Consider the following 24,903-nt stretch of genomic DNA (forward strand, 5'->3'; position numbering starts at 1 on the left):
CGCTGCGGATCATGCTCGTAGCCGCCGCAGTCTGCCCCTGCCCTCCGCTGCTCGTCCCCGAGGTCGCCGCCGGAGCGGCCCCCGAGCTGGACGCCGCGCGCGCCGCCTGCACGGACGCGCTCGGCGTGCTGGCCGCGTCCCGTCCCGACCTGCTGGTGGTCGTCGGCCCCGCCGACCGGAGCGGGCGCGGACCCCATCCGCAGGGCACCCGCGGCTCGTTCGGCGGCTTCGGGGTCGACCTCACCGTGCGCCTCGGCCGCCCGGACACGGACGGCGCGGACCCCGGCACCGACGGGGCGGTCCCCGATTCCCCGGAACGTGAACTTCCGGCCTCCCTCGCCGTCGCCGCGTGGCTGCTGGAGCGCACCGGCTGGTCCGACGCCCCGGTGGAGGGGCTCGGGGTCGGTGAACCCCTGGAGTCCGAGCGGTGCTTCCGGGCCGGGGAGCAGATCGGCGGGCGGGCCGGGCGGGTGGCCCTGCTGGTGATGGGTGACGCCAGCGCGTGCAGGACCCTCAAGGCGCCGGGCTACCTCGACGGGCGCGCGGAGGGCTTCGACGCGGAGGTCGCGCGGGCGCTCGGGGCGGCCGACGTCGCGGCCCTCAAGGCGCTGGACGCCTCTCTGGCGTACGAGCTCAAGGCCGCGGGGCGCGCTCCCTGGCAGGTCCTCGCGGGCGCGGCCGAGGGCGCGGGACTCGGCGGCGCCCTGCTCCACGACGACGCTCCCTACGGAGTGGGATATCTGGTGGCCGCCTGGTCGTAGGACGCGCGGCCCCCGTGAGCCGCGCGGCTCACGCAGGCCGTGCGGGTCTCGTGGGTCCTGTGGGCCGCGCCCGTCCCGTGGGCCACAGGGCTCGTGGACCTCGGCGGTCTCCCGGGTCCGGACACGACGGACGGCCGGAAGCAGCCCGGGTGCTTCGCGGCCGTCCGCCGACGCGCGGTTCGTTCAGGGCGCCGGAGGCGGGGCCGGAGCGTCCGGCGGGCGCGCGTCCTTGCCGCCGTCCTTGTGCGCGAGGCGGTCCATGGCGTGCTTGGCCTTGCCCGCGCCTGTGTGGATCTTGTTGCTGTACTTGTGCTTGGTCTTGTCGTCGACCACCCTCGCGGCCTTGTCGAGGCCGTGATTCACCTTGTGCCCGTGCTGCTGCGCGAGCCCGGAGACCTTGTCCTTGGCGGGCTCCAGCTTGGCTCTCAGATTGTTCATCAGACCCATGGTTCGCCTTCCCCGGCGGGACGGTTGTGTGCGAGCCCTTTCCGGGCAAAAGCACCGATATCCGATCCTTACGTTACTCGTGGGGGCGGGGTTCCGCGTCGCCCGGAGCGGTCCCCGCGCCGGCGCGGGGCGGGGGAGGTCCCGGGGTTTGCGAGACTGGGACCGTGAGCAGCGCACCCCCCGCACCCCGGGTCATCGCCGTCGTCGGACCGACCGCGGCAGGAAAGTCCGATCTGGGCGTTTTCCTCGCCAGGCGCCTCGGCGGCGAGGTCATCAACGCCGACTCGATGCAGCTCTACCGCGGGATGGACATCGGCACCGCCAAGCTGACACCCGCAGAACGCGACGGCGTCCCCCACCACCTCCTGGACGTCTGGGACGTGACGGTCACCGCCAGCGTCGCCGAGTACCAGCGGCTCGCCCGTGCCCGGATCGACGCGCTGCTCGCCGAGGGGCGCTGGCCGATCCTGGTGGGCGGCTCCGGACTCTACGTCCGCGGCGCCGTCGACAAGATGGAGTTCCCCGGCACCGACCCCGCCGTGCGCGCCCGTCTGGAGGAGGAGCTCACCCTGCGCGGCTCCGGAGCCCTGCACGCGCGGCTCGCCATGGCCGACCCCGGGGCCGCCCAGGCGATCCTGCCCAGCAACGGCCGCCGGATCGTCCGCGCCCTGGAGGTCATCGAGATCACCGGCAAGCCCTTCACCGCCAACCTCCCCGGCCACGACTCCGTCTACGACACCGTCCAGATCGGCGTCGACGTGGCCCGCCCCGAGCTCGACGAGCGCATCGCGCGCCGCGTGGACCGGATGTGGGATGCCGGGCTCGTGGACGAAGTCCGCGCGCTGGACGCGCAGGGTCTGCGCGCCGGGCGCACCGCCTCCCGCGCGCTCGGATACCAGCAGGTCCTCGCGGCGCTCGCCGGGGAGTGCACCGAGGACGAGGCCCGCGCCGAGACCGTACGCGCCACCAAGCGCTTCGCGCGCCGTCAGGATTCGTGGTTCCGCCGCGACCCCAGGGTGCATTGGCTCAGTGGGGCCGCGGCGGAACTCGGGGAACTGCCGGAGCTCGCACTGGCATTGGTCGAACGACCGGTCACAGCCTGATCACGTCATGGCATCGGGACGCTCCGGCCGTCATCCGGGCCTCCGGTGCCGTGCCATCATCGAGCTTCGATCGACCAGTGAAGTCCGAGTTGGGAGGGCGCGTGGCGATGGAGGCCGGCCCTCGCGACACTGCACGAGGCACCGAGTACGGTGCTGATCGGGACGGAGTTCGTCTGAGCATCGATCCGGACGCCGAGCACGGCGTCGAGCCGGAGCTGGGCGGAGAGCGACTGAGCTCCGACGGTCCCGAGGACACCCCCGACGGGGTGATCGACGACGGCCCCGAGCCCGGTGAGATGTCCCCGGAGCCCGAGGTGGAGGTCGAGCTGCGGCCGCAGCGCCTGCTGCGCATCTGGCAGCTCGCGCCCATCGTGGCGCTGGCCTCGACGGGCTCCCTGATGTTCGCGTTCCCGCTCGCGTTCGAGTTCGGTGACGGCGGTGCCGTGGTCGCCATGCTCGGGCTGTTGATCTGCCTGTGCGCCGCCGGCTGGGGCATGATGGCCGCCCGCCGGGTCGGCTACGCGCTGCCCGGCTTCCCGCCGCGCGGCTCCGGCCGGCGCGCCGACTGGCGGGTCGTCCTCGCGTACGTCGTGATCGTCGCCGCCGTGGCCGTGCTCGCCGTGGGACGCGTCGCCCGGCTGCGCTGACCCCCGTACCGGTACCCGCACCTCGCGGGCGGGGTCGTCGTCGCGACCCCGTACGATCGAGGAATGAGCACGCGGATCGCCTTCCTCAAGGGCCACGGGACCGAGAACGACTTCGTGATCATCCCGGACCCGGAGAACGTCATCGACCTTCCTCCCGCCGCCGTCGCCGCCCTGTGCGACCGCCGCGCGGGCATCGGCGGCGACGGTCTGCTGCACGTCGTGCGGTCCGCCGCGCACCCCGAGGCCGCCGGGATGGCGGCCGAGGCGGAGTGGTTCATGGACTACCGCAACGGCGACGGCTCGGTCGCCGAGATGTGCGGCAACGGGGTGCGCGTGTTCGCCCGCTACCTCCACCGCGCGGGACTCGTGGCCGAAGGCGACACCGCGGTCGCCACGCGCGGCGGCGTGAAGCCCGTCCACATCGCCAAGGACGGGGACGTCACCGTCGGCATGGGCAAGGCGCTCCTCCCCGGGGGAGAGGTCACGGTGAGCGTCGGCGGACGGAGCTGGCCCGCCCGCAACGTGAACATGGGCAACCCCCACGCGGTCGCCTTCGTGGACGACCTCGCGCACGCCGGCGACCTGTTCGCACCGCCGCCGTTCAGCCCCGCGTCGGCCTACCCGGACGGGGTCAACGTCGAGTTCGTCGTCGACCGGGGACCGCGCCACGTCGCTCTGCGGGTCCACGAGCGCGGCTCCGGCGAGACCCGCTCCTGCGGCACGGGCGCGTGCGCCGTGGCCGTCGCCACCGCACGCCGCGACGGCGCCGACCCCGCCGTGACCGGCACCCCGGCGACGTACACCGTCGACGTGCCCGGCGGACGCCTGGTCATCACCGAACACGCGGACGGCGAGATCGAGATGACGGGGCCCGCCGTGATCGTCGCCGAGGGCGAGACCGACGCGGAGTGGCTGGACGGCGCGCTGCGCTGAGCGGAGCCGCACGGAACGCGCCGCGCCGAGTCGCACAGGGCGCGGCGTACCGGGCCGAGTCGCACGGAGCACGCCGCGCCGCAGCAGGACGGACGTCGTACGTCCTTGCCGTCCGTTCCAGAAAATCGAATCCGTAAACCCCGAAACCTTCGCTCGAATGGGTGATCCGTTTCACGCTCGGCGAGAGACGGTCTGCCGGGCGTGGTGGGGTCGGTAGCATCAAGCACCGGCCCGGACGGGGGATCGACACCATCTCCTGAGCCGAGTACGCCATGGGGCACCCGTCCGCCGGTCCGACGCAGCCGGAGGTGCCCATGAGTGCGGAGGCGACGAATCCCGCGACGCCAGGCTCCGCCACGTCCGCCGGCCAGCGCCCGGCGTCGCTGGAGCCGGAGGCGCCCCCGGCGCACCGCAGGAAGGCGCGGCCCCGGATCGACCTGCGCCGGCTGGGGCGGGCCGCACTGCTCGGGCCCGCGGCCCGCGACCGGCTGCCGGACGCGATCGGGCACGTGGCCGAGGCCCACCGCGCCCACCACCCCGACGCCAAACTGGAACCCCTGCGCCGGGCCTGGGTGCTCGCGGAGTCCTCGCACCGCGGCCAGATGCGCAAGAGCGGCGAGCCGTACATCACCCATCCGCTCGCCGTGACCCTGATCCTCGCCGAACTCGGCGCCGAGACCACGACGTTGACCGCCTCCCTGCTCCACGACACCGTCGAGGACACGGAGGTGACGCTCGATCAGGTCCGCGAGGAGTTCGGCGACGAGGTCTGCTATCTCGTCGACGGCGTCACCAAGCTGGAGAAGGTCGACTACGGCGCCGCGGCCGAACCGGAGACCTTCCGCAAGATGCTGGTCGCCACCGGCAACGACGTCCGGGTCATGTCGATCAAACTCGCCGACCGGCTGCACAACATGAGGACCCTCGGGGTCATGCGCCCCGAGAAACAGGCGCGCATCGCCAAGGTGACCCGGGACGTGCTCATCCCGCTCGCCGAGCGCCTGGGCGTGCAGGCGCTCAAGACCGAACTGGAAGACCTCGTCTTCGCGATCCTGCACCCCGAGGAGTACGAGCGCACCCGGGAGCTCATCTCCGAGAACGCGAACCGCGGGGACGACCCCCTCGCGGAGATCGCCGAGGAGGTGCGCGCGGTCCTGCGCGACGCAGGGATCCAGGCCGAAGTCCTCATAAGGCCGAGACACTTCGTCTCCGTGCACCGGGTGTCGCGCAAACGCGGCCCGATGCGCGGCGCCGACTTCGGACGCCTGCTGGTGCTCGTCAACGAGGACGCCGACTGCTACGGGGTCCTCGGCGAACTGCACACCTGTCTCACCCCGGTGGTCTCGGAGTTCAAGGACTTCATCGCCGTCCCCAAGTTCAACCTGTACCAGTCGCTGCACACGGCCGTCACCCGCGGCGACGGCCAGGTCGCCGAAGTCCTCATCCGCACCCACCAGATGCACAAGGTCGCCGAGGCCGGGGTCGTCGCGCTCGGCAACCCGTACGCGCCGCCGTCCGAGGAGCAGCCGGACGGCGCGGGCGAGCGCCCCTTCGACGGCGAGCGCGCCGACCCCACCCGCCCCGGCTGGCTCTCCCGGCTGCTCGACTGGCAGCAGGGCGCCCCCGACCCGGACACCTTCTGGTCGACGCTGCGCGAAGACCTCGCCCAGGACCGGGAGATCACCGTCTTCCGCGCCGACGGGGGCTCGCTCGGCCTTCCGGAGGGCGCCAGTTGCGTCGACGCGGCGTACGCGCAGTACGGCGAGGACGCGCACGCCTGCATCGGCGCCCGCGTCAACGGCCGCCTGGCGACGCTGAGCACGGTCCTGAGGGACGGCGACACCGTTCAGCTCCTCATGGGGCAGGACCCCGCCTCGGAGCCGTCCAGGGAGTGGCTGGAGCACGCGCACACCCCCGCCGCCCGGATCGCCATCCAACGCTGGATGGCCACCCACCCCGCACCCGGCGAGGAGAAGGCGGCCGAAGCCTCCGCCGCCGGCCCCCGCCCGCCCGCCGCGGCCCCGGTCCGCCCCGCCGAGACGCAGACCGCCCGCCCCGCGAGCGCCGTCACCGACCCGCCCGGCGCGTCCGTACGCATGGCGGGCTGCTGTACGCCCGTGCCGCCCGACGAGGTGACCGGCTTCGCCGTCCGCGGGGGAGTGGTCACCGTGCACCGCGTCGAGTGCGCCGGAACGGCACGCATGAAGAGCGCGGGGCGCCCGGAGGTCGCGGTGCGCTGGGGCGACACCACCGAGTGCCGGGTCACCCTGGTCGCCGAGTCGTTCGGACGCCCGCACCTGCTCGCCGACCTCACCGAGGCCATCGCGGGGGAGGGGGTCGCCGTCGTCTCCGCGACCGTCGAACCCCCGAGCCAGCAGCGCGTACGCCACACCTACACGCTCCAACTCCCCGACGCGGCCCGCCTCCCCGGCCTGATGCGCGCGATGCGCAACGTGCCCGGCGTGTACGACGTGAGCCGCGCCCAGCATCCGGCGACCGCGGCCCAGTAGACGGGCGGCACCGGCCCCGGGTCGGCGGGCGGTCTCGCGGACCCGGGCGACGGAGGCGCGGAAGCGGGCGTTCGGTCGGCGGACCGGGCGACGACGGGCCGGCGGCCGGTCGCGTGGACCGGACGACGGCGGACCGGCGCCAGGAGCGGGTGTTCGAGGCCGACAGTCGCGCGCCGCCCCAAAGAGTCCCGGTACCGACCCGTTCGGGTGGGCCGGACGCGAGTCGGCCACGCGCGACAGGTGCGCGCTGGTAGCCGTGGTCCATGCCGCACAATCCCACCCCCGCGCCCGCACGCCCGAGGAACCGCCGCGTCACGGCGGCCCTGCTCGCCTCGGCCGTCTCCGTCTGCCTGATCGCCGCGAGCGCTCCGGACCCGGCCGTGCCCCTGGGGGTCGGCGACCGCCTCTTCCCCACCCTGGGCAACCCCGGCTACGACGTCGAGTCGTACGACCTCGACTTCACCTACCCCGGCAGCAACGACAAGCCGCTCACGGCCGTCACCACCATCGACGCCGTGACCACCGCGGCACTCGACCGCGTCAACCTCGACTTCGCGCACGGAAGCGTCCGGTCGGTCGAGGTCGACGGAGCCCCCGCCCGCTTCACCCAGGCCGGCGAGGACCTGGTGGTGACCCCGCGCGAACCGTTGATCGCCGGGAGCCCCCTGCGCATCACCGTGCGTCACACCAGCAACCCGGTGAGCGCCAAGGGCCAGGACGGCGGCTGGGTGCGGACGAAGGACGGGCTCGCGATGGCCGCCCAGGCCGACGCCGCGCACCTGGTCTACCCGTGCAACGACCACCCCTCCGACAAGGCCGTGTTCACCATCCGGGTGACGGCTCCCGAGCGGTACACGGCCGTCGCCAACGGCCTGCCCGAGGGCACCCGCCGGGCCGGCGGGACCACGACCTGGACGTACCGCACCGAGCACCCCATGGCCACCGAGCTGACCCAGGTGTCCATCGGCCGCTCCGCCGTGGTCCACCGGCGGGGGCCGCACGGACTGCCCGTACGCGACGTGGTCCCCAGTGCCGACCGCGCGGCGCTCGAACCGTGGCTGCGCAAGACCCCCGGCCAGATCGCCTGGATGGAGGGCAAGGTCGGACGGTACCCCTTCGAGACCTACGGGGTGCTGATGGCCCAGGCGCAGACCGGCTTCGAGCTGGAGACGCAGACGCTGTCGCTCTTCGAGAAGGAGCTCTTCACCCAGCCCGCCTTCCCGGAGTGGTACGTCGACTCGGTCATGGTGCACGAGCTGTCGCACCAGTGGTTCGGCGACAGCGTCACCCCCCGCACCTGGTCCGACCTCTGGCTCAACGAAGGGCACGCCACCTGGTACGAAGCCCTGTACGCCGAGGAGAAGGCGCACAAGCCCATGGAGAAGCGGATGAAGGCCGCCTACCGGCTGTCCGACTCCTGGCGCGCCGCGGGCGGCCCGCCCGCGCGGCCCAAGGGGCCCAAACCCGGCCAGAAGATCAGCATCTTCCGGCCGAACGTCTACGACGGCGCGGCCCTGGTCCTGTACGCGCTGCGCCAGGAGATCGGGCACCGGGCCTTCGAGCGCCTGGAGCGCACATGGGTGAGCCTGAACCGCGACGGAGTGGCCTCGACGGCCGACTTCACGGACCTCGCCTCCGCCGTCGCCGCACGCGATCTGAGCGGCTTCTTCAAGGTGTGGCTGTACGCCGACAAGACACCGCCGATGCCGGGGCACCCGGACTGGAGGAGCGACGCCCCGAAGGCACGCGGGACCACGTGAGGAAGCCGTCCGGGTGCCCGCGGGCGTCCGTGCGTGTCCGCCGGGGCCCGATAAGTCGCGTGACGGGCCAGGCCGTGCCGTGCGACCATCTTCGAGCCGGCGGCAGCGGCCCCCTTCGGAGGGCCGACCCGGCCGGAACCGGGAATCTCCCGGGGGCCCCGGACGTTGTTCCCTCTGACGGACGGCATTCGCCGGCCCGCCGAAACCGCTCTACGTAAGGATCCAATGACCTCCTCTTCTTCCCCTTCCCAGGACGCGCAGACTTCCGCGCAGAACTACCCCGAAGGTCTTCGGGCCGATGCCCTGATGGAAGAGGACGTCGCCTGGAGCCACGAGATCGACGGAGACCGGGACGGCGAGCAGTTCGAACGCTCCGAGCGCGCGGCCCTGCGCCGTGTGGCGGGCCTCTCCACCGAGCTCGAGGACGTCACCGAGGTCGAGTACCGACAGCTCCGCCTGGAGCGCGTCGTCCTCGTCGGTGTCTGGACCTCGGGGACCGTCCAGGACGCGGACAACTCGCTGGCCGAGCTGGCGGCGCTCGCGGAGACCGCCGGAGCGCTCGTGCTCGACGGTGTCGTCCAGCGCCGTGACAAGCCCGACGCGGCCACGTACATCGGTTCCGGCAAGGCCAACGAGCTCCGGGACATCGTGATCGAGACCGGCGCCGACACCGTGATCTGCGACGGTGAGCTGAGCCCCGGCCAGCTCATCCATCTCGAGGACGTCGTCAAGGTCAAGGTCATCGACCGTACGGCCCTGATCCTCGACATCTTCGCCCAGCACGCCAAGTCCCGTGAGGGCAAGGCGCAGGTGGCGCTCGCGCAGATGCAGTACATGCTGCCGAGACTGCGGGGCTGGGGTCAGTCGCTGTCCCGTCAGATGGGCGGCGGCAAGGGCGGCGGCCTCGCCACCCGTGGTCCCGGTGAGACCAAGATCGAGACGGACCGGCGCCGTATCCGCGAGAAGATGGCGAAGATGCGCCGGGAGATTGCGGAGATGAAGACCGGCCGCGAGATCAAGCGTCAGGAGCGCCGCCGCAACAAGGTGCCCTCGGTCGCCATCGCCGGTTACACCAACGCCGGCAAGTCGTCCCTGCTCAACCGCCTCACGGGCGCGGGCGTCCTCGTCGAGAACGCGCTGTTCGCGACCCTCGACCCGACCGTGCGCCGGGCCGAGACCCCGAGCGGGCGGCTGTACACGCTGGCCGACACGGTCGGATTCGTACGCCATCTGCCGCACCACCTGGTCGAGGCGTTCCGCTCCACCATGGAGGAGGTCGGTGACTCCGACCTGATCCTGCACGTCGTGGACGGTTCGCACCCGGCACCGGAGGAACAGCTCGCCGCGGTCCGCGAGGTCATCAGTGACGTCGGCGCGACCAAGGTGCCCGAGATCGTGGTGATCAACAAGGCGGACGCGGCGGACCCGCTGGTGCTCCAGCGCCTGCTGCGGATCGAGAAGCGTTCCATCGCGGTCTCGGCGCGCACGGGCCAGGGCATGGACGAACTGCTCGCGCTGATCGACAGCGAGCTGCCGCGCCCCTCGGTCGAGGTCGAGGCGCTCGTTCCGTACACGCACGGCAAGCTGGTCGCCCGCGCCCACACCGAGGGCGAGGTGATCTCCGAGGAGCACACCGCGGAGGGCACCCTGCTCAAGGCGCGGGTCCACGAGGAGCTGGCGGCGGACCTCGCTCCGTACGTCCCGGCGTCGGCCCTCCGCTAGGCGGACACCCCGGCACCTCGCCGGGCGCCCGGTCGGCGCGTCCTCCGGGCGACCGCTCCGGATGTACGAAGGCCCGCCCCCTGACGAGGGGGGCGGGCCTTCGTCTTTGGCACGTGCACGCCGGTTCCTGCCGGCGGGGGGCCTACCGGCCGCCGTACTCCTCGCTCATCCGCTGGTAGAGCGCCTGGGCGCCCTTGCCGAGCTGCGGTCCGGCCAGCCAGGTGTGCGCGGCCGGGCCGATCGAGGTGTTCGAGACGAGCGCGGTCCGGCCGTCGACGACCCGGAACCAGCCGCCGCCGGACGAACCGCCGGTCATGGTGCAGCCGATGCGGTACATCGTGGGCACGGCCGGGCTCAGCGAGAGACGGCCCGGCCGGTCGACACACTTGAACATGCTCAGTCCGTCGTACGGCGGCGCGGCCGGGTAGCCCCAGGCGCCCACCGTCCCGGCTTCCCGGGCGGACGGAGCGGAGAAGTCCACGTCCAGGGCGTTGCCGACGGTCTCCTCCAGCGACCTGCCGCCGTTCCCCGGCTTCACGTGCAGCACCGCGTAGTCGTACGGGGCGCCCGCGCCGCCCGTCTCGTCGCCGCCGGAGATCCACTCGTCGGAGGTCGCGGCCCAGTCCGCCCACCACTGGCCGTACGGCGCGATCTCCTGAGCGGCGGCGCCGGCGAGCTCCGCCTCGGACCCGCCCCGGTCGTTGTAGGACGGCACGAAGGTGATGTTGCGGTACCAGCCGCCGTCACCGCCGGCGTGCACGCAGTGGCCCGCGGTCCACACGAGGTTGGACCTCCCGGGGTGGTTCACGTCCTTGACGACCGTGCCCGAGCAGACCATCGAGCCCTCGGGGGAGTCGAAGAAGACCTTCCCGACCGGAGCGGCGTGCTCGTGGTACGGAGTCCGCTCGGGCCGGGCCTCGACGGGGGCCGGTTCCGGGTCGCTGACCCCCTGGTCCGCCGCCGCGTCCCGCAGGGAGATCGTCTTGGCCGGGTCCTTGGCGGACCTCATCCGCTCGGGCTTCCACAGCCCGTCGATCACCGGATTGACGAAGTCCTCGGCCTCACCTGGCCACTGGTCCTCGTCCCAGTCCTTCCAGGCGCCGTCCTTCCACTCGTCGACATCGATGCCGTGCTCCTTGAGCCTGTCCTTGATGCCGTCCGGAATCTCGATCTCGTCGTCGCCGCTCGCCGGCCCCCGCGACGCGGATGCGGAGGACCCGCCGTCCGCCCGGTCGTCACCGGTGCCGCAGGCGGTCGCGGTCAGTGCCAGGGCGGCCATGAGGCCGGTGGCGGCGAGGACCCCGCGCCGCGGTCCTGAGAATCCCATTGGTTTCGTACCCCCCGGTCGAATCCTGTTCCCGCGCCGGCCGGGGGCGGGCGCCGCCCCGGGGGAGTCCCCGGACACGGCCTCCGTCGCCCGCCCGGACTTCTGTCACGCCGTGCGCGTCACCGCCCGGCGAACTTCTCGCTCACCGAGTCGTACACGCCCTTGGCCACGTCGCCCAGCCGCGGACCCGCCAGCCAGCCGAACTTGGCCGGGCCGATCGAGGTGTTGGAGACGAGGGCCGGCTTGCCGTCCGCACCCGTGGCCACCCAGCCGCCGCCCGAGGAACCGCCGGTCATCGTGCAGCCGATGCGGTACATCGTCGGTTCGGACTGCGCGACCGACAGCCGGCCCGGCTCGTCCGTGCACTGGTACAGCTTCTGGCCGTCGAACGGCGCCGCGGCCGGGTACCCGGTGGCGGTGATGCTCGGCACCTCGGGCACGGCCGGTGCGTTGAAGTTCACGGGCAGCGCCGAACCCACCGTCTCCTCCAGGGACTTGCCGCCGCTGCCCTTCTCCGGCGTCACGTGCAGCACCGCGTAGTCGTACGAGGCTCCCTGGCCGCCGGTGGAACCGCCCTGCTCGATCCACTGGTCCGAGGTCTGCGCCCAGTCGCTCCACCAGACGCCGTACGGAGCGACCTCCTCGCGCGGAGCGTCCGTGAGCTGCGCCTCGGTCCGGCCCGCGTCGTTGTACGAGGGCACGAAGGCGATGTTGCGGTACCAGCCGCCCTTCTTGCCGGCGTGCACGCAGTGGCCCGCCGTCCACACGAGGTTGGACTTGCCCGGGTGCGCGGGGTCCTGGACCACCGTCGCCGAGCAGACCATCGTGCCCTCGGGGGCGTCGAAGAACACCTTGCCCGCCTCGGGCACGTTGGAGTGGTACGACGCCTTCACGGCCTGCGCCGTCACCGGGGCCGGCTCCGGGTCGGTGACGCCCTGGTCACCGGCGAGGTCGGCCTCGTCGACGCCCTTGTCCTTGTCCGGGTCGTCGGCGTCGCGCATACGGGCCGGGTCCCAGAGGTCCTTGATGATCGGGTTGATGAACTCGTCGGCCTGGCGCAGCCACTCGTCCTTGTCCCAGTTCTTCCAGGCGCCGTCCTTCCACTTGTCGACATCGATGCCGTGCTCTTTGAGCTTGTCCTTGATGTCGTCCGGGATCTGGATCTTTCCGTCGCCGTCCTGGGACGCGGAGGCGGTCGGGTCGCCGCTCGCCGTGCTGCTGCCCGAGTCGCAGGCGGTGGCCGTCAGCGCCAGGGCCGCCGCGAGGCCGACTGCCGTCAGGGCGGGGGACGTTCTGCGGCGCGCGCTCCTGCCTCGACGGGCGGCGAAGGGCGGGCGTATGGATCGCATGGTGTGACTCCCCCTGAACGTATGGGAACTGTGCTGTGTGACTGCGGCGTTTGAGCGGCTCGTCCGGTACGGCCGAACGGCACCACAGACTATGCGGTCGCCATGCGGGTCGTTCCACGGAACGGCAACGGTTCAGCTACGGGGGACGCGCGCGCGGTGCCCGGCGGTTTCCGGCGGCAGGTCCCTGCCTCCTCGCCGGTCCTCCCGGCGAGGAGGCCGCCGGTCCTCGACGGCGAAGGACCGGCAAGGCCTGGCAAAGAACCCCGAATTCACCCGCTTCCCAAAGCGGCCGGCGTCGTTGGTACGTACGGGGGGCCTGCCGCCTGCGTCCGGACCCTCCTGCCAACTCGCCTCTGAACAGCGGGAGGACCTGAAGTCGTGGCCGTGACCGAGTCAGCGGTGGTGCCGGTGGGGGCGCCAGGGGAATCCGAGGGGGCGCGGGACTTCGGCCCCGAAGCGGCCGAGCGGGCGCGCGCCGCGCACGAGGGCATTCTGCGGCGCCAGTCGGCGCGCGAATCGGCGGCCCGTACCTACGCGCGCGCCCTCCCGATCGTTCCCGTACGGGCCCGCGGGCTGACGATCGAGGGCGCCGACGGGCGCCGCTATCTCGACTGCCTCTCCGGAGCCGGGACCCTCGCCCTCGGGCACAACCACCCCGTCGTCCTGGAAGCGGTCAGGAAGGTCCTCGACTCGGGGGCACCCCTGCATGTCCTGGACCTCGCGACACCGGTCAAGGACGCCTTCACCACCGAGCTGTTCCGTACGCTTCCGCCGCGGTTCGCCGAGCGCGCGCGGGTCCAGTTCTGCGGACCGGCCGGCACGGACGCCGTGGAGGCCGCGTTCAAACTGGTGCGCGCGGCCACCGGCCGCACCGGCACGCTCGCGTTCACCGGCGCCTACCACGGGATGACCGCGGGGGCGCTCGAAGCGTCCGGAGGCGCGACGGACGTACGTGTCACGCGCCTGCCCTATCCGCACGACTACCGCTGCCCGTTCGGCATCGGCGGCGACCGCGGCGCCGAACTCGCCGCGCGCTGGACGGAGTCCCTCCTCGACGACACCAAGTCGGGCGTTCCGCTTCCCGCCGGGATGATCCTCGAACCCGTCCAGGGCGAGGGCGGGGTCATTCCCGCGCCGGACGCCTGGACCAGGCGGATGCGCGAGATCACCGAGTCCCGGTCCATCCCGCTGATCGTGGACGAGGTCCAGACGGGCGTGGGCCGGACCGGCGCCTTCTGGGCCGTGGAGCACAGCGGGATCACCCCGGACGTGATGGTGCTGTCGAAGGCCATCGGCGGCAGCCTGCCGCTGGCCGTCGTCGTCTACCGCGACGACCTCGACGTCTGGGAGCCCGGCGCCCACGCCGGCACCTTCCGCGGCAACCAACTGGCCATGGCCGCCGGCGCGGCCACCCTGGCGTACGTCCGCGAGCACGGTCTCGCCGAACGCGCGGCGACCGTCGGGACCCGCATGCTGGAGCGGCTGCGCCCGCTCACCACGGAGTTCCCCTGCGTCGGCGACGTACGCGGCCGCGGTCTGATGATCGGCCTCGAACTCGTCGACCCGGAAGGGCCACCGCACCCCGCGCCCGACGGACCCCGCCCCGCCGCGCCCGAACTCGCCGCCGCCGTCCAGCGGGAATGCCTGCGCCGGGGCCTGATCGTGGAACTCGGGGGCCGCCGGTCGAGCGTCGTACGGCTCCTCCCTCCCCTGACGATCAGTGACGAACAGGCGTCCGCCGTGCTCGACCGGCTCGCCGACGCGGTGAGCGCGGTGAGTTCGACGGGCCCGGAGGACCGGAGATCCGGTGCCGACGGCCCCGAGTGACGACAGCGCCAAGAGCCCGACGCGTCCCGGCCGGGTCCGCAGATCCACCAGGAACGCCAAAAGCCCGACGAACCCGGGTTCCGGCCCGGTTCCGTCGCCGTACGATCCCGAACGACCCGCAAGGAACTCCTCGTGAACACCACCCCCGCACCCGACAGTCCTCCCTCCCCGTACGTGCGAGCGGCGGCCGTGGACACAACGGCCCCGGGGCTGCCCGGACCGGAGTCCGTCCCCCGGCAGACGGAGGCGGCCCGGGCGCCCGAACGGACGGGCGGGGCAGGCGCCGGCCTGCCGGACACGCTGGATCACCCCGACACCCGGACGGCCGCGCAGGCGGCGGCGGTCGAGAACCTGCTGCGCTGCTGGGTACGGGAGAACGACCTGGCCGCCCCCCACGACGGCACCCTGCGCATCGCGCTGCCGGCCAGCGGGGCGACCCTGCTCGTTCCCGTCCGCCACTGGTCCCCCTCCGGCTGGCACCGCTTCGGGCTCCCGCTCCTCGCCGGCGCTCCCGACCGGGCACCGGCAGCCGACGCGGTGACCGTGGCGGCCCTGCTCGCACGCGAGACGGCCCCCGGAACGCCGGCCGCGGACACGAGCCACCCGGCACCCTCCGAGGAACCGGCGGCGGCCGCGCCGGGCGGGTCCGACCCCCGGCACACGGACAGCCCGGCCGGTGAAGGCACCGACCTCGTCGGCCGCGTCGCCGACTCGGTCCGGCGCACCGCCGTGTTCATCAGGGACCGCAGGGAGCACCCCGCCGACCCGTCCGACCTCTTCCTCGCCGCGGAGCAGGCACTCCTCCTCGGCCATCCGCTGCACCCGACGCCGAAGGGACGCGACGGCCTCTCCGACGCGGAAGGCAGGCTGTACTCACCCGAGTCGCGCGGTTCCTTCCCCCTGCACTGGATGGCGGTCGCCCCCTCGGCACTGGCATCCGACTCGGCGTGGACGGAACGCGGCCGCCCCGTCCCGGCGGAGCAGCTCACCATGCGGCTGGCCGGCCCCGGCCTGTCCCTCCCCGAGGGCTACGCCGCCGTACTGCCCCTGCACCCCTGGCAGGCGCGGGAAGTCCGGAACCGTCCCGAGACCGCGGCCCTGCTGGACGCCGGACTGCTCCGCGACCTCGGTCCGCACGGCACGCCGTGGCACCCCACCTCCTCCGTCCGGACCGTCTACCGGTCCGGTGCCCCCGCGATGCTGAAACTGTCGCTGGGCCTGCGCATCACCAACTCCCGTCGGGAGAACCTCCGCAAGGAACTCCACCGCGGCGCCGAGGTCCACCGTCTGCTGCGGGGCGGCCTGTCCGAGCAGTGGCAGTCCGTCCACCCCGGCTTCGACATCGTCCGCGACCCGGCCTGGCTCGCCGTCGACGGCCCAGGCGGCGACCCGCTTCCCGGGCTCGACGTGATGATCCGCCACAATCCGTTCGGGCCGACGGACGACGTCGGCTGTGTCGCGGGGCTGGTCTCGCCCCGGCCGTACGCACGCCCGGGCACGCACGACCCGGCCGGGCGCGGCACCTTCACGAGCTCCCGGCTCACCGAGATCGTCACCGGGCTCGCGGGCCGGACCGGCCGCCCGCGCGGAGCCGTCGCCACCGAATGGTTCCTGCGCTACCTCGAACAGGTCGTACGCCCCGTTCTCTGGCTGGACAGCGAGGCGGGCATCGCCCTGGAGGCGCACCAGCAGAACACCCTGCTCCTGCTGGACGCCGAGGGCTGGCCCGCGGGCGGCCGCTACCGCGACAACCAGGGCTACTACTTCCGCGAGTCCCGGCGCGCGGAACTCGACCACCGGCTGCCCGGCATCGGGACGCACAGCGACACCTTCGTCTCCGACGAGGTCACCGACGAACGCTTCGCCTACTACCTGGCCGTCAACAACGTCTTCGGCCTCATCGGGGCCTTCGGCTCCCAGCGGCTCGCCGACGAGGGCTTGTTGCTCGCCGCGTTCCGGCGCTTCCTCCACGGTACGGCCACCGGCCCGGCGCGGCTGCGGACCCCGCTGCCCGCCCTGCTCCTCGACTCACCCGTCCTGCGCTGCAAGGCCAACCTGCTCACCCGGCTGCACGGCCTCGACGAACTCGTCGGTCCCGTCGACACCCAGTCCGTCTACGTCACCATCACCAACCCCCTGCACTCCTGAGAGGAGCGTCGTCGTGCCTCCCACCGATGAGAGCACCGACGCCGGCACCGCCCGCGCCGTCCCCGCCGACCGAGGACCCGCGCCCGGATCCCGTGCGGGCGGCGGATCGGGCCCCGGCGTCGGCACGGACTGCGAGGACACGCTCGACCTGCGCCTCTCCGAGGAACTGATCGCACTGTTCGCCGGGGACACAGGCTCTCGGGACGGGATCGCGGACGGCGGTCCGGGCAGATCTCCGGAGGAGCCCGCCGACGCGGACGATCTGCTCGACCGCGTCGGCGACTGGGGGCCGGTGAGGACGCCCGCGGGCGTGCTCCACCTCGTCCCGGTGCGGGCCGGCCGCGGCCTGGCCCTCGTCCACCGCTGGATGAACGACCCCGCCGTCGCGGAGTTCTGGGAGCTGGCGGGACCCGAGACCGTGGTCGAGGAGCACGTGCTCCGGCAGCTCGACGGCGACGGACGCAGCGTCCCGTGCCTCGGTGTGCTCGACGGCACCCCGATGAGCTACTGGGAGGTCTACCGCGCGGACCTCGACCCCCTGGCACGTCATTACCCCGCCCGGCCCCACGACACAGGGCTCCACCTCCTCGTCGGCGGTGTCGCCGACCGCGGGCGGGGCCTCGGCTCCACCCTGCTCAGGGCCGTCGCCGACCACGTGCTGGACAGACGCCCCTCGTGCGCCCGCGTCGTCGCGGAACCCGACCTCCGCAACACCCCCTCCGTGTCCGCGTTCCTGAGCGCGGGCTTCCGGTTCTTCGCCGAGGTCGACCTGCCCGGCAAAAGGGCGGCCCTCATGATCCGGGACCGTGCCCTGCGCGATCTGCTGTAGAGCCGTCGCTCCGTGACGTGCCGATCGCCCGATCCGGTTCCCCGCCCTGGAGTCCGTGTGCCGCATCCCTTGATCCCCAGACCCGCGCCCGGCTTGATCACGTCTTCGACCGACCTGATCACGTCTCCGGTTCCCGCCTTGATCGCCCGGTTGTCAGTGGCGCCCCGTAGGCTGGCAGCGCTATGACGAAGCCCTCACTCCCCGAACTCCTGCATGCTGCCGTCACCGCTGTCGGCGGCACGGAGCGCCCCGGCCAGGTGACGATGGCCGAAGCCGTCGCGGCGGCCATCGACGACAGCTCCCACCTGCTGATCCAGGCGGGCACCGGCACCGGAAAGTCGCTCGGCTATCTGGTTCCCGCGCTCGCGCACGGTGAGCGGGTGGTCGTGGCGACCGCCACCCTGGCGCTCCAGCGCCAGCTCGTGGAGCGGGACCTGCCGCGCACCGTCGACGCGCTGCACCCGCTGCTGCGGCGCCGCCCCGAGTTCGCGATGCTGAAGGGCCGGTCGAACTACCTGTGCCTGCACCGTCTGCACGAGGGCGTCCCGCAGGACGAGGAGGAGGGCCTCTTCGACCCGTTCGAGGCGGCCGCGCCCACCAGCAAGCTGGGACAGGACCTGCTGCGGCTGCGCGACTGGTCGGACGAGACCGAGACCGGTGACCGGGACGACCTCACACCCGGTGTCTCCGACCGGGCCTGGAGTCAGGTGTCGGTGTCCTCCAGGGAGTGCCTCGGCGCCACCAAGTGCGCCTACGGAGCGGAGTGCTTCGCCGAGATGGCCCGGGAGCGGGCCAAGCTCGCCGAGGTCGTCGTCACCAACCACGCGCTGCTCGCGATCGACGCCATCGAGGGCGCGCCGGTCCTGCCGCAGCACGAGGTGCTGATCGTCGACGAGGCCCACGAGCTCGTCTCCCGGGTCACCGGTGTCGCCACCGGAGAGCTCACACCCGGACAGGTCAACCGTGCCGTGCGCCGCTCCGCGAAGCTCGTCAACGAAAAGGCCGCCGACCAGCTCCAGACCGCGGCCGAGGGCTTCGAACGCCTGATGGAGCTGGCCCTGCCGGGCCGCCTGGAGGAGATCCCCGAGGACCTCGGATACGCGCTGATGGCGCTGCGCGACGCCGCCCGCACGGTGATCACCGCCCTCGGCTCCACCCGCGACAAGTCCGTCCAGGACGAGGACGCCGTGCGCAAGCAGGCGCTGGCGTCCGTCGAGTCCGTGCACGCCGTTGCGGAGCGCATCGCCAACGGCTCCGAGTACGACGTCGTCTGGTACGAGCGGCACGACCGCTTCGGTGCCTCGCTCCGGGTCGCTCCGATGAACGTGTCGGGGCTCCTCAGGGAGAAGCTGTTCGCCGACCGCTCGGTCGTCCTGACGTCCGCGACCCTCAAACTCGGCGGGGACTTCAACGGCGTGGGGGCGTCGATGGGCCTCGCCCCCGAAGGCGCGGAGGGCGACGATCTCCCCCAGTGGAAGGGCGTCGACGTCGGCTCGCCCTTCGACTACCCCCGGCAGGGCATCCTGTACGTCGCCCGGCATCTCTCACGCCCCGCGCGGGACGCCGACCGGGGGGACATGCTCGACGAGCTCACCGAGCTGATCCAGGCCGCCGGCGGCCGCACGCTCGGTCTGTTCTCCTCGATGCGCGCGGCCCAGCTCGCGGCGGAGGAACTGCGGTCCCGCATCCCCGAGTACCCGATCCTGCTCCAGGGCGAGGAGACGCTCGGCGAGCTGATCAAGAACTTCGCGGCCGATCCGAAGACCTGTCTGTTCGGCACGCTCTCGCTCTGGCAGGGCGTGGACGTTCCCGGTCCCAGCTGCCAGCTCGTCGTCATGGACAAGATCCCCTTCCCCCGCCCCGACGACCCGCTGATGAGCGCGCGCCAGAAGGCGGTCGAGGAGAACGGGGGCAACGGCTTCATGGCCGTCGCCGCCACCCACGCGGCCCTTCTCATGGCCCAGGGCGCCGGCCGTCTCGTCCGGGCGTCGGGTGACAAGGGTGTGGTCGCCGTGCTGGACCAGCGTCTGGCCACGGCCCGTTACGGCAGCTATCTGAAGGCCTCGCTCCCCGACTTCTGGTACACCACGGACCCGAACCAGGTCCGCAGATCCCTCGCGGCGATCGACGAGAAGGCCCGGACGGCCGAGGCGGGACAGCCCGAGGCCGAGCCGAAGGACACGTAGCGCCACCCAGGCCGACGGACAGGCACCGTCGCCGACCTGGCACCACCTGCCTGGCGCCTGGGACACCGGGTGCCAGCTCCCTGGTGTCCGTCTGGCGGTCGGGCCCCCGGGTGCCTGGTGGGTGGAGGTCAGGTCAGGGCCTCCGGCCGGAAAACGCAGGACCCCGGAACCGGCGCAGTTGGTTCCGGGGCCCGGTCAGGGGCGAGGGCGGCGGACCGCCCGTCGCGGTGTCACACCCGACGCAGTACGGCGACGACCTTTCCGAGGATGGTCGCCTCGTCGCCGGGGATCGGCTGGTACGCCGAGTTGTGCGGCAGCAGCCACACGTGTCCGTCCTCACGCTTGAAGCGCTTCACCGTGGCCTCGCCGTCCAGCATCGCGGCGACGATGTCGCCGTTCTCGGCGACCGGCTGGCGGCGGACCGTCACCCAGTCCCCGTCGCAGATGGCGGCCTCGATCATCGAGTCACCGACCACCTTCAGGACGAACAGCTCTCCGTCGCCGACCAGCTGGCGGGGGAGGGGGAAGACGTCCTCCACCGACTCCTCGGCGAGGATCGGGCCACCGGCGGCGATCCGGCCGACGAGCGGCACGTACGACGCGGCCGGCTTGCCCGCCGTGTCCGTCGGCTGCACCGACGACTGGTCGGAGCCCCGTACCTCGTACGCGCGCGGACGGTGCGGGTCTCGCCGCAGGAAGCCCTTGCGCTCCAGTGCCATCAGCTGGTGTGCGACGGAGGAGGTGCTGGAGAGGCCGACGGCCTGCCCGATCTCCCGCATCGACGGCGGGTAGCCGCGCCGCTGCACGGAGTCCCGGATCACCTCGATCACCCGGCGCTGCCGGTCGGTGAGTCCCGAGCTGTCGGCCCGGATGCCTGGAGGTCGGCCAGGCAGGGAGCGCTTTGGCCCCTCATGATTCGCGGCTTCGTTCATCACATGCACCGGCTCGAGTCGGCCCTGGGAGCGGTCCTGGGCGGTGATGGTGGCGCTGTCTGCGGTGGTGGTCACGTCGGCCCCTCTCGATGGTCTCCCTGCTGCACAACGGTAGTTGCTTTCGAAAGGTTGCGCCAAACACACGTTCGAGTGAAAAAATTCGAATTGCCTGACGTGGTCATGTGTCTGGGTGTATGGCTGTCGATGTGCCCGGCGGGCGGAAGGGCCTGCCGCTGTACCCTTCACCGCCGGAGCCGACGGCCGCCCGGGCCGGTGTCCAGTCTGCCATCCGGCGGCCGGCGGGCCGGGAAAGCGGTCTCTTTCCGTGTGCCGGGCACGCCGTCCCCCGTGTCCGGGATGGGCATGTCCGTGCGGCACGTGCCCTTACGTGTGCGACACGCGCGGCGTGGGTGGATTCACAGACCGAGCCCCACATCTAGTGGTTGGATTGCGAACGCATCCCAGAACTTGTGGTCCCCCGGCGCTCCTGCCCCTCGGGCATCGCCTATGCTTGAGGCTGCTTCGAGGGGCCCGTGAGGTCCCTCGAGGTTCCTGAGTCGTGCTGTGAAGGAGGGTTGGAGCCATGCACTGCCCCTTCTGCAGGCACCCCGACAGCCGCGTCGTCGACAGTCGTACGACCGATGACGGCACGTCGATCCGCAGGCGCCGCCAGTGCCCCGACTGCTCCCGTCGTTTCACGACCGTGGAGACGTGTTCGCTGATGGTGGTGAAGCGCTCCGGGGTGACCGAGCCCTTCAGCCGCACGAAGGTCATCAACGGCGTGCGCAAGGCATGCCAGGGACGGCCCGTCACCGAGGACGCGCTCGCCCAGCTCGGCCAGCGGGTCGAAGAGGCCGTGCGAGCCACCGGAAGCGCCGAGCTGACCACCCACGACGTGGGGCTGGCCATACTCGGACCCCTGCAGGAACTCGACCTCGTGGCGTACATGAGGTTCGCGTCCGTGTACCGGGCCTTCGACTCGCTCGACGACTTCGAGGCCGCCATCGCGGAACTCAGGAAGATGAACCGGTGCCCCGCCGCGGACGACGACGTCCCGGACGCGGTGCGCCAGGAGAGCGACCACGGGTCCGGCGGAACCGCTGAGGTTCCCGTGCCCGCCACCGCCGCGGACTGACCGCGGACCGGACCCTTCGGGACGTCCGGTCCCGCCCGCGGGCGGTGACCACAGACTTGCAGCGCACCGCCGTGCCAGCGGCGTGCGCGGCATCAGACAGAGACCGTGCCACGGGAAGTTCGCGGCACTTGAGCGCGTTTTAGCCTGTTACAGGGAGGCGGCATGACAGAGACGGCGAGCGGTCCGGCACGAGGTTCCCGCGCGAAGAGCGGAGCCAAGGCCAGCAAGGGACTGCGCATCGAGCGCATCCACACCACCCCCGGCGTGCACCCGTACGACGAGGTGGAGTGGGAGCGCCGTGACGTCGTCATGACCAACTGGCGCGACGGCTCGGTCAACTTCGAGCAGCGTGGCGTCGAGTTCCCCGGCTTCTGGTCGGTGAACGCGGTCAACATCGTCACCAGCAAGTACTTCCGCGGTGCCGTCGGCACCCCGCAGCGCGAGGTGAGCCTCAAGCAGCTCATCGACCGCATCGTGAAGACGTACCGGAAGGCCGGCGAGGACTTCAAGTACTTCTCCTCGCCCGCCGACGCCGAGATCTTCGAGCACGAGCTGGCGTACGCCCTCCTGCACCAGATCTTCAGCTTCAACAGCCCCGTCTGGTTCAACGTCGGGACCCCCCAGCCCCAGCAGGTCTCCGCCTGCTTCATCCTGGCCGTCGACGACTCCATGGAGTCGATCCTCGACTGGTACAAGGAAGAGGGCATGATCTTCAAGGGCGGCTCCGGCGCCGGCCTGAACCTCTCCCGCATCCGCTCCTCCAAGGAGCTCCTCTCCTCGGGCGGCAACGCCTCGGGTCCCGTCTCCTTCATGCGCGGTGCCGACGCCTCCGCAGGAACGATCAAGTCGGGCGGCGCGACCCGTCGCGCGGCCAAGATGGTCATCCTCGACGTCGACCACCCCGACATCGAGGACTTCATCGAGACCAAGGTCAAGGAGGAGGAGAAGATCCGCGCCCTGCGCGACGCGGGCTTCGACATGGACCTGGGCGGCGACGACATCACGTCCGTCCAGTACCAGAACGCCAACAACTCGGTCCGCGTGAACGACACGTTCATGAAGGCGGTCGAGGAGGGCGGCACCTTCGGCCTCACCTCGCGCATGACCGGTGAGGTCATCGAGAAGGTCGACGCCAAGTCCCTCTTCCGCAAGATGGCCGAGGCCGCCTGGGCCTGCGCCGACCCGGGCATCCAGTACGACGACACGATCAACCACTGGCACACGTGCCCGGAGTCCGGCCGCATCAACGGCTCGAACCCGTGCAGCGAGTACATGCACCTGGACAACACGTCCTGCAACCTCGCCTCCCTGAACCTGATGAAGTTCCTGAAGGACGACGGCCAGGGCCACCAGTCCTTCGACGTCGAGCGCTTCGCCCAGGTCGTCGAGCTGGTCATCACCGCGATGGACATCTCCATCTGCTTCGCCGACTTCCCGACCGAGAAGATCGGCGAGAACACCCGCGCCTTCCGCCAGCTCGGCATCGGCTACGCCAACCTCGGCGCCCTCCTGATGGCGACCGGCCACGCGTACGACTCCGACGGCGGCCGCGCGCTCGCCGGCGCCATCACCTCCCTGATGACGGGCACGTCGTACAAGCGCTCCGCGGAGCTCGCCGCGGTCGTCGGCCCGTACGACGGCTACGCCCGCAACGCGCAGCCGCACCAGCGCGTCATGAAGCAGCACGCCGACGCCAACACCTCGGCCGTCCGCATGGACGACCTGGACACCCCGATCTGGGCCGCCGCCACGGAGGCCTGGCAGGACGTGATCCGCCTCGGAGAGAAGAACGGCTTCCGCAACGCGCAGGCCTCCGTCATCGCCCCGACCGGCACCATCGGTCTCGCGATGTCCTGTGACACCACCGGCCTCGAACCCGACCTCGCGCTGGTCAAGTTCAAGAAGCTGGTCGGCGGCGGCTCGATGCAGATCGTCAACGGCACCGTGCCGCAGGCCCTGCGCCGCCTGGGCTACCAGGAGGAGCAGATCGAGGCGGTCGTCGCCCACATCGCCGAGCACGGCAACGTGGTCGACGCCCCCGGTCTCAAGCACGAGCACTACGAGGTCTTCGACTGCGCCATGGGCGAGCGCTCCATCTCCGCGATGGGCCACGTCCGCATGATGGCCGCGATCCAGCCGTGGATCTCCGGCGCGCTCTCCAAGACGGTCAACCTGCCGGAGACGGCGACCGTCGAGGACGTCGAAGAGGTCTACTTCGAGGCGTGGAAGATGGGCGTCAAGGCGCTCGCGATCTACCGCGACAACTGCAAGGTCGGCCAGCCCCTCTCCGCCAAGACCAAGGAGAAGGAGAAGGCCGAGGTCACGGCCAAGGCCGAGGAAACGATCCGCACCGCGGTCGAGAAGGTCGTCGAGTACCGCCCGGTCCGCAAGCGTCTGCCCAAGGGCCGTCCCGGCATCACCACGTCCTTCACGGTCGGCGGCGCCGAGGGTTACATGACCGCCAACTCCTACCCCGACGACGGTCTCGGCGAGGTCTTCCTGAAGATGTCGAAGCAGGGCTCCACCCTCGCGGGCATGATGGACGCCTTCTCGATCGCCGTCTCGGTCGGTCTGCAGTACGGCGTGCCGCTGGAGACGTACGTCTCGAAGTTCACCAACATGCGCTTCGAGCCGGCCGGCATGACGGACGACCCGGACGTGCGGATGGCGCAGTCGATCGTCGACTACATCTTCCGCCGCCTGGCGCTGGACTTCCTGCCCTTCGAGACGCGCTCCGCGCTCGGCATCCACTCCGCGGAGGAGCGCCAGCGCCACCTGGAGACGGGTTCCTACGAACCCTCCGAGGACGAGGTCGACGTCGAGGGCCTGGCCCAGTCCGCGCCCCGCGCGCAGGAGCTGAAGGCCGTCGCCGCCCCCAGGACCGAGACGGTCGTGGCCGAGCCCGCCCCGAGGCAGGTCCACACCAGCGCCGAGCTGGTGGAGATGCAGCTGGGCATCCAGGCCGACGCCCCGCTCTGCTTCTCCTGCGGCACGAAGATGCAGCGGGCCGGCTCCTGCTACATCTGCGAGGGCTGCGGTTCGACGAGCGGTTGCAGCTGATACCGGGCGTCGGTCCGGTGAGCGGTCGCGGCTGACGCCGCGGGCCCGTCGGGCGTGAACGACTGGTCAGGGCGGTGGAGCGGGCAGTTCGCTCCACCGCCCTCGGCGTTGACAGCGGGTTCCGGTTCATCCGGGGGCGGGCCCGTCGTGCGGGCTCACCGCCGGACAGACCGGGCGCCGCGGGGTTCCGGTTCCCGGATCCGGCAGAATCCGTTTTTCCTACGAAA

The 24,903-nt window shown here is 71.9% G+C and carries 17 protein-coding genes; 13 read left to right on the top strand and 4 right to left on the bottom strand.

Annotation, left to right across the window (positions count from 1 at the left end):
- Nucleotides 1–11 precede the first annotated feature (11 nt).
- A complete protein-coding gene (locus tag ACFW6B_RS08140) occupies nucleotides 12–761 on the top strand; it encodes a class III extradiol dioxygenase subunit B-like domain-containing protein (protein WP_386593261.1) in 750 nt (249 codons plus the stop codon).
- A 183-nt stretch (nucleotides 762–944) separates the two neighbouring features.
- Here ACFW6B_RS08140 and ACFW6B_RS08145 read toward each other — a convergent pair whose 3' ends face one another.
- Nucleotides 945–1,208 carry an antitoxin gene (locus ACFW6B_RS08145; RefSeq protein WP_386593263.1) on the bottom strand — a complete coding sequence of 88 codons (264 nt, stop codon included), beginning with the start codon at nucleotides 1,206–1,208 and terminating at the stop codon, nucleotides 945–947.
- A gap of 164 nt (nucleotides 1,209–1,372) precedes the next feature.
- Between ACFW6B_RS08145 and miaA the strand changes: the two genes are divergently transcribed.
- The 6 genes from miaA to hflX all read left to right on the top strand — a co-directional run bounded on the left by miaA (nucleotide 1,373) and on the right by hflX (nucleotide 9,883).
- Entirely contained in the window at nucleotides 1,373–2,311 is a 939-nt protein-coding gene (gene miaA, locus ACFW6B_RS08150) for a tRNA (adenosine(37)-N6)-dimethylallyltransferase MiaA (RefSeq protein ID WP_386593265.1), read from the top strand.
- Between the two features lie 107 nt (nucleotides 2,312–2,418).
- Entirely contained in the window at nucleotides 2,419–2,958 is a 540-nt protein-coding gene (locus tag ACFW6B_RS08155; RefSeq protein WP_386593551.1) for a hypothetical protein, read from the top strand.
- A gap of 63 nt (nucleotides 2,959–3,021) precedes the next feature.
- Nucleotides 3,022–3,891 (top strand): diaminopimelate epimerase, encoded by an 870-nt coding sequence (dapF, locus tag ACFW6B_RS08160; RefSeq protein WP_386593267.1) that lies wholly within the window; start codon nucleotides 3,022–3,024, stop codon nucleotides 3,889–3,891.
- 314 nt (nucleotides 3,892–4,205) lie between these two features.
- Nucleotides 4,206–6,401: a RelA/SpoT family protein gene (locus tag ACFW6B_RS08165; protein ID WP_386593269.1), complete on the top strand. Its 2,196-nt coding sequence runs from the start codon at nucleotides 4,206–4,208 to the stop codon at nucleotides 6,399–6,401.
- 263 nt (nucleotides 6,402–6,664) lie between these two features.
- The gene (locus ACFW6B_RS08170; protein ID WP_386593271.1) at nucleotides 6,665–8,161 is read left to right on the top strand and encodes a M1 family metallopeptidase; all 1,497 of its coding nucleotides are present in this window, start codon (nucleotides 6,665–6,667) and stop codon (nucleotides 8,159–8,161) included.
- Nucleotides 8,162–8,386: 225 nt separating this feature from the next.
- Nucleotides 8,387–9,883, top strand: a complete 1,497-nt coding sequence (gene hflX / locus ACFW6B_RS08175; RefSeq protein WP_386593273.1) for a GTPase HflX — start codon at nucleotides 8,387–8,389, stop codon at nucleotides 9,881–9,883.
- A gap of 142 nt (nucleotides 9,884–10,025) precedes the next feature.
- Here the strand turns inward: hflX and ACFW6B_RS08180 are convergent, their stop codons facing one another.
- Both ACFW6B_RS08180 and ACFW6B_RS08185 read right to left on the bottom strand, forming a co-directional pair.
- On the bottom strand, nucleotides 10,026–11,210 hold the full coding sequence (locus tag ACFW6B_RS08180) for a trypsin-like serine peptidase (protein WP_386593275.1): 1,185 nt from the start codon (nucleotides 11,208–11,210) through the stop codon (nucleotides 10,026–10,028).
- Nucleotides 11,211–11,329: 119 nt separating this feature from the next.
- Complete coding sequence (locus tag ACFW6B_RS08185; RefSeq protein ID WP_386593277.1) at nucleotides 11,330–12,559, bottom strand: trypsin-like serine peptidase; 1,230 nt, start codon at nucleotides 12,557–12,559, stop codon at nucleotides 11,330–11,332.
- A gap of 378 nt (nucleotides 12,560–12,937) precedes the next feature.
- On the opposite strand from ACFW6B_RS08185, the gene ACFW6B_RS08190 reads away from it, so the two are divergent.
- The 4 genes from ACFW6B_RS08190 (at nucleotide 12,938) to ACFW6B_RS08205 (ending at nucleotide 19,549) form a co-directional block, all read left to right on the top strand.
- On the top strand, nucleotides 12,938–14,386 hold the full coding sequence (locus tag ACFW6B_RS08190) for a diaminobutyrate--2-oxoglutarate transaminase family protein (RefSeq protein WP_386593279.1): 1,449 nt from the start codon (nucleotides 12,938–12,940) through the stop codon (nucleotides 14,384–14,386).
- Nucleotides 14,387–14,518: 132 nt separating this feature from the next.
- Nucleotides 14,519–16,534, top strand: coding sequence for an IucA/IucC family protein (locus tag ACFW6B_RS08195; RefSeq protein ID WP_386593281.1), 2,016 nt, complete (start codon nucleotides 14,519–14,521; stop codon nucleotides 16,532–16,534).
- Nucleotides 16,535–16,547: 13 nt separating this feature from the next.
- Nucleotides 16,548–17,363 carry a GNAT family N-acetyltransferase gene (locus tag ACFW6B_RS08200; protein ID WP_386593283.1) on the top strand — a complete coding sequence of 272 codons (816 nt, stop codon included), beginning with the start codon at nucleotides 16,548–16,550 and terminating at the stop codon, nucleotides 17,361–17,363.
- Nucleotides 17,364–17,545: 182 nt separating this feature from the next.
- Nucleotides 17,546–19,549 (top strand): ATP-dependent DNA helicase, encoded by a 2,004-nt coding sequence (locus ACFW6B_RS08205; protein ID WP_386593285.1) that lies wholly within the window; start codon nucleotides 17,546–17,548, stop codon nucleotides 19,547–19,549.
- Between the two features lie 230 nt (nucleotides 19,550–19,779).
- Here the strand turns inward: ACFW6B_RS08205 and lexA are convergent, their stop codons facing one another.
- Complete coding sequence (lexA, locus tag ACFW6B_RS08210) at nucleotides 19,780–20,556, bottom strand: transcriptional repressor LexA (RefSeq protein WP_103549644.1); 777 nt, start codon at nucleotides 20,554–20,556, stop codon at nucleotides 19,780–19,782.
- Nucleotides 20,557–21,064: 508 nt separating this feature from the next.
- On the opposite strand from lexA, the gene nrdR reads away from it, so the two are divergent.
- Both nrdR and ACFW6B_RS08220 read left to right on the top strand, forming a co-directional pair.
- On the top strand, nucleotides 21,065–21,616 hold the full coding sequence (nrdR, locus tag ACFW6B_RS08215) for a transcriptional regulator NrdR (protein WP_386593287.1): 552 nt from the start codon (nucleotides 21,065–21,067) through the stop codon (nucleotides 21,614–21,616).
- Nucleotides 21,617–21,778: 162 nt separating this feature from the next.
- Nucleotides 21,779–24,676, top strand: coding sequence for a vitamin B12-dependent ribonucleotide reductase (locus ACFW6B_RS08220; protein ID WP_386593289.1), 2,898 nt, complete (start codon nucleotides 21,779–21,781; stop codon nucleotides 24,674–24,676).
- The last annotated feature ends 227 nt before the right edge of the window (nucleotides 24,677–24,903 follow it).

This window comes from Streptomyces sp. NPDC058751, assembly GCF_042746485.1.
In the GTDB taxonomy this organism is placed as follows: Bacteria; Actinomycetota; Actinomycetes; order Streptomycetales; family Streptomycetaceae; genus Streptomyces.